This window comes from Paenibacillus cremeus (genome assembly GCF_007786445.1).
Taxonomy (GTDB): Bacteria; Bacillota; Bacilli; order Paenibacillales; family NBRC-103111; genus Paenibacillus_G; species Paenibacillus_G cremeus.
Genome location: NZ_VNJI01000102.1, coordinates 1 through 5,016, shown reverse-complemented (window position 1 = coordinate 5,016; position 5,016 = coordinate 1). Strand labels below are relative to the sequence as shown.

Genomic DNA, 5,016 nt, shown 5'->3' with positions numbered 1-5,016 from the left:
TAACATAAAGTTCGGGTGCCACTGACATCTCTCGAATAAGGGATGTCAGCGTTTCTTTTAAAGAGCTCGCGTACAATTCCAATGACAAAACCTCCTCGTTTTTCAAGGGGCTTCGCCACATTTTTTTAACTGCTTGTCAATACCTATTTCGCATTTTTGCGCAAAAAAAGAGCGGGCTATCTTTTCGATAACCTGCTCTTGTTCTTGATTTTGGACACTATGCCTTAACTAAATGACATTGCCCCGCTGCCCGCCCTTTTCATCAGCCCTCTCAGCTTCGTCAGTGAATTCGTGAGCCGGAGCGAGAAGCCGCCGAGAACCAGCAAAGAAATACAGGTAACGGCAATCAAAATGATAATGGTCAAGTTGCGCAACGCGAACAGGTCTCCGGTTAAATCGGCCAACGGAACCTCCGAGATTAGCGTCCATTCGGTCAAGGGGGATCGTTCGAACACGATCAGCTTTTTAACCCCGGAATCCCCCAGGATGAACGCACCCTTATCCCGAGTATTAATATGGTCGTTATACCAGTCCGGCACATTGGTCCCAATCCGACTCTGATCCGGGTGGAGCATGATCACGCCCTCTCCGTTTGCGATCCAGGTGGAGCCGGTTTGACTCGAGCCGATTTTGCTGATAAACGCGGATATTTCGTTGAGACGGATATCTACCAGCATGAGTCCGTGGGAGCCTTGCTCACTTTTAATCGAGAGCGTTCTACTGATCGTGAGGATCGGGATTTGATTTTCCCAGCGTACGTTGTTGTAACTCACTTTTCGCTGTCCCTTCGGCTGAAGCCGTTCGAGGTCGCGACTGGCCCATCCGTCCATCGTGCTGGCCAAATTGGAAGCCATCATCCCATTTCCTGAGTAGATGGAGAAGCCGTAAATTTCTTTTTTTCCATAAATGATTTGATCGATCACTTGATTCTGGATTTGCGCGGTAATGTAAAATCTTTGGTAAACGTCGTCCGGAGGTAGATTCATAAAGGCTTGAATCAACGGATGCGTAATATAAGGCAGCGTGCTGCGCTCTAAATCATTGAAATAATAATTCAAGTAGCTGTTGGCCTGCTGAATGGACTTCTGCGCGGATGCGATGGCATTCTCTTCGATCGATTTCGTGGAACGCTGGTACCAAATGAATCCGAATAAAATAAAGGGGAGCAGGAAGAAGACGGTAAATAACAAAATCAGCTTGGACCTTATCGATTTGAATTTAAAATTGAGCATGTTCTTGTGAGTTCCACCTTTAAAAGAAAATGGTACTTAAAAAGACCACCCAATCATGCTGGACGGTCCTTGTAGTGCTAGCCCATAATGCGTTTTGATACTAATTATAAAAACGATAGTTAATCATGTATAGTATATCTTTATTTGGACGTGAGTTGATGCAGAAATAGGAAAGAGCCCGAGAACCGGGCTCTAGGCGGACAGCTATGTTTTGAAGCGGATTACTTGTTGAAATAGTGACCCTGTTCAAGGTCCGCGATTAGCCCTCGGTGAATAGGTCTCCAGCCTAAAAGTTCCTGCGTCTGCACGCTCGACCTTGGAATGTCGAGCCCAGCAAGGAGGGCGAGGAATCCGAAGTGCGTGTTGGCTTCCTCTCGTGAAATACTGACCACCGGCAGCTTCAAGTGCTTGCCGATCACACCAGCGATGTCGCGGAATGGCACGCCCTCGTCCCCCACTCCGTCCAGTCGCGCCCCCGCAGGAGCGGCCTCTACTGCCATGCGGAACAGGGACGCTGCATCGAGGCGATGTACGGCCGGCCAGCGGTTTGACCCCTCTTCTACATAGGCAGAGACACCCTTTTCGCGGGCGATGTGGATCAATCTCGGCACGAACCCTTTGTCATCCTCGCCGTGCACGGATGGCGCAAGCGTCACGATCGATGTCCGTACTCCTCGTTCAGCCAATGCGATCGCCGCATGATCTGATGCCTCTCCATTAAAGTGAGCCGTAGTCACGAACGGCTTGCCAGAGCCCTCGAGCGCCGCTCCTATCGTTTCAATGGCGCGAAGATCGGTTGTGAGCGCACCGGCAAAGTCCGAAAAATCATGCTTAAACGCCAGGTGAATGACACCATCCGCAGCCTTGGCTCCAGTGCGAAGGCTGTCCAAGTCCTCCAGATCACCGCGGTGCGCCGCGGCCCCCAGTGCCTCGAGCATTGCGGCACCTTTGTCCGAGCGTGTTAGACCCACGACCTGATGACCGGAATGGATGAGTTCGCGGACGACGGCGGAACCCACGTAGCCCGTTGCTCCTGTTACGAAAATACGCATATATGATCTCCTCCATAAGCTATTAAGTATTTGAACTATTTCTAGTGTAAACTATAGAGTGAACTCTAGAGCAAGTCATCTTAAGGGGAGACTTTTTGTGAAAATTCAGGAATTAGTTAAAAGGACGGGATTAACCGTCCATACCATTCGATTTTATGAAAAGGAAGGCTTATTGGACACTCGGCATGTCCAAAGACAGAAAAATAACTATCGTAACTATTCAGACGACGCGATCGAGCGGCTGAAGCTCATAAAAAAGTTTCAAGGGATCGGTTGTTCTCTCGTTGAACTGAAGGAAATCTTGCAGGATCATGATACCAATACGCGCACCAATCAACAAGTGATGGAATGGATCCGGCAAAAGATCAGTGAAATCGAACATAAGAAGAGCCAGTTTGATCTAATGCTAGATACGCTGCACTTTATGTTGGAATACAGGATTGCTTTGGAGCATGACCCAGAAAAGGCTAGTTCTTTATTAAAAGCTCGAAATACGGATTAAGTCGTGCGGCAAAAAAAAGCCGCGATATTCGTATCCGCAGCTTTCATGAGATATGGTTCTTGTCGCCCGCCACCCCGGTGTCTTACAACGCTCCGTAGATTACCGAACGCAACCGCGGGTGGTGATACGCTTCGAAATTCGGGAACATTTGCTGCATATACACCGCCGAAAGCTTCAATTTTGGGTCAATGAGCACATAATTTCCGGCTGCTCCGCTCCAACCAAATTCCCCGACGGAGCTGTTGCTTCCTCCAGCCGCCGGATCAATCATTACCCTGACACCAAGCCCATAGCCGTATCCAGCCAATTGAGGGATATTGAAATCGGCCATTTGAGCTGGTCCTAAATGATTGGTGGCCATGAGCTGAATTGTATTCGCGCTGAGTACGCGGACTCCGTCCAGCTCCCCGCCGCAGGCCAGCATCTGCGCAAACCGGCTGTAATCCCCCAGGGTGGACAGCAGCCCCTGTCCGCCCATTTCCAAGACGGCTTCAGGTTGGTAGCCTGCGTCCATTCTCGTGATTTTCGTCATCGTCCCGTCATCGGACCGATTGTACAGGCTGCATAGCCGATCCCTCTTGTCGTCCGGAATGCGGAAGAACGTATCCTTCATGCCGAGAGGATCGAAGATTTCATCTTGCAAAAACCGGCCGAGTGTTTTGCCTGTGAGGACCTCGATGAGAACCCCTAAAACATCGTGGCTGAGTCCGTACTGCCTGTGTGCGCCAGGCTCGAAAGCCAGCGGAACGCCGGCAAGTGCCTTCGAAAAATCCCGCATGCTTACTTTGTCGCCTTCGGCTGCTCTGCGGTTCAGATCCTCTAATATTTTACCGGTTTCGCGAGCTGTCTCCAAAAAGTCATCCTTGATTTTAATCCCAGGTAAGAGCCCATACGTCAACCCGGAAGTCATGGAAAACAAGTGTTTAATGCGGATGGAGGACGCCGCGGGAACCATGGTCCATTCGCCATTCGTATTGCGCTTGTAGATGTGCGGATCTTTAAACTCAGGCAGATATTCCTCAAGAGGATCGTTTAGCAAGAAAAGTCCGCGCTCATACAAAATCAAAGCAGCTGTACAAGTAATGATTTTTGACAACGAATAAATACGGTAGATCGTGTCCGGTGTGATCGGTTTGTTCAGCTCCAGGTCGGCCAAGCCGAAGCCTTCCTCATACACTGTTTCGCCATCACGGACGACTGTGCAGGAACAGCCTGCGGGTCCCTTCTCGATAAAGCTTTTAAGCAGCGATGTGAGATGGTTCATGTTTCCCATGGAAGAACACTCCTGTCTAGTTCAGATTATCATTCGGCATTCGGATGCGAGTTTATTTTGTCGGACAAATTGACAATCTTATCGTACCCGTTTCGGAACAGAGCGACTAGTAGACGAATGCACAAATTGTTTCAATTTTTTACTAAGCAGTTGGGCTGCAAAAAAATAACCCCACAGCAGCAGGGCTGTGACCGTTATGACGCATGCCGCTTACATTTTATCCAAAATTTTCATCATTACCGAATTTTGATATTGATCCAAAATACATTAGTCTATCCGGTCCTTGAGTGAACAATCACAAAAGTAAAAGCAATAGAACGAGGACGATTAATAAAAATGCAACTATAGCAAGTCCAATCGCCAGAAACCAAATGATGGAAGTTGGAGACTTAAATAGTTCTTCATCAATACCTTTTTGCTTTCGTTTGTAATCCCATGTCGCCATGAAAATAATAATGGTTCCCGTTAAAACTGCTCCAATGCCAACAATCGCTGCAACGATATGACCAACATGTTCAAAAGTTGTTGTTCGAAAAACGACCCCAGCTGCTAAAAATCCTAGCCCAATAACCGCAATAGCTGTACGTATCCAAGCGAGAAATGTACGCTCATTGGCTAAATGCTGCTGTACATACTTGAAGTCCGACTTCTTCTCTACCATCTAATAGTTCAGCCTTCCGTAAGTTGTTAACCCTATTATTCCCTCCATATTGAATTACAGTAGGGTAAGACGGGGAATTACTTCCCCGGACTCCCCGTCAAACCGTGCATGCGGATTTCCCGCACACGGCTTTCCTTCGTCAGTTCCCCATCTTCAGGAGTGAGTTGTCTTCACCCGTCACCGGGCTGCATATTTCACTACTGAATTAGAAACGTGTGGTGAGTAAGTTTGTTAGAAATACCATGCCCGCCGCTTCCAACGCTTTGTTTGGAATGAGCGAGTTAGAGACCGTTGAC

At 48.3% G+C, this 5,016-nt stretch carries 5 protein-coding genes; 1 reads left to right on the top strand and 4 read right to left on the bottom strand.

What is annotated here, in order from left to right:
* Positions 1–224 precede the first annotated feature (224 nt).
* Together FPZ49_RS34730 and FPZ49_RS34725 are read right to left on the bottom strand one after the other, a co-directional pair.
* Positions 225–1,232: a cache domain-containing protein gene (locus tag FPZ49_RS34730; protein ID WP_144855290.1), complete on the bottom strand. Its 1,008-nt coding sequence runs from the start codon at positions 1,230–1,232 to the stop codon at positions 225–227.
* A 221-nt stretch (positions 1,233–1,453) separates the two neighbouring features.
* Positions 1,454–2,284 carry an SDR family oxidoreductase gene (locus FPZ49_RS34725; RefSeq protein WP_144855288.1) on the bottom strand — a complete coding sequence of 277 codons (831 nt, stop codon included), beginning with the start codon at positions 2,282–2,284 and terminating at the stop codon, positions 1,454–1,456.
* 97 nt (positions 2,285–2,381) lie between these two features.
* Between FPZ49_RS34725 and FPZ49_RS34720 the strand changes: the two genes are divergently transcribed.
* Positions 2,382–2,786 (top strand): MerR family transcriptional regulator, encoded by a 405-nt coding sequence (locus tag FPZ49_RS34720; protein WP_144855286.1) that lies wholly within the window; start codon positions 2,382–2,384, stop codon positions 2,784–2,786.
* An 82-nt stretch (positions 2,787–2,868) separates the two neighbouring features.
* Here FPZ49_RS34720 and FPZ49_RS34715 read toward each other — a convergent pair whose 3' ends face one another.
* Positions 2,869–4,059, bottom strand: a complete 1,191-nt coding sequence (locus FPZ49_RS34715) for a serine hydrolase domain-containing protein (protein ID WP_144855284.1) — start codon at positions 4,057–4,059, stop codon at positions 2,869–2,871.
* A 295-nt stretch (positions 4,060–4,354) separates the two neighbouring features.
* A complete protein-coding gene (locus FPZ49_RS34710) occupies positions 4,355–4,720 on the bottom strand; it encodes a YidH family protein (RefSeq protein ID WP_144855282.1) in 366 nt (121 codons plus the stop codon).
* Positions 4,721–5,016 lie beyond the last annotated feature (296 nt).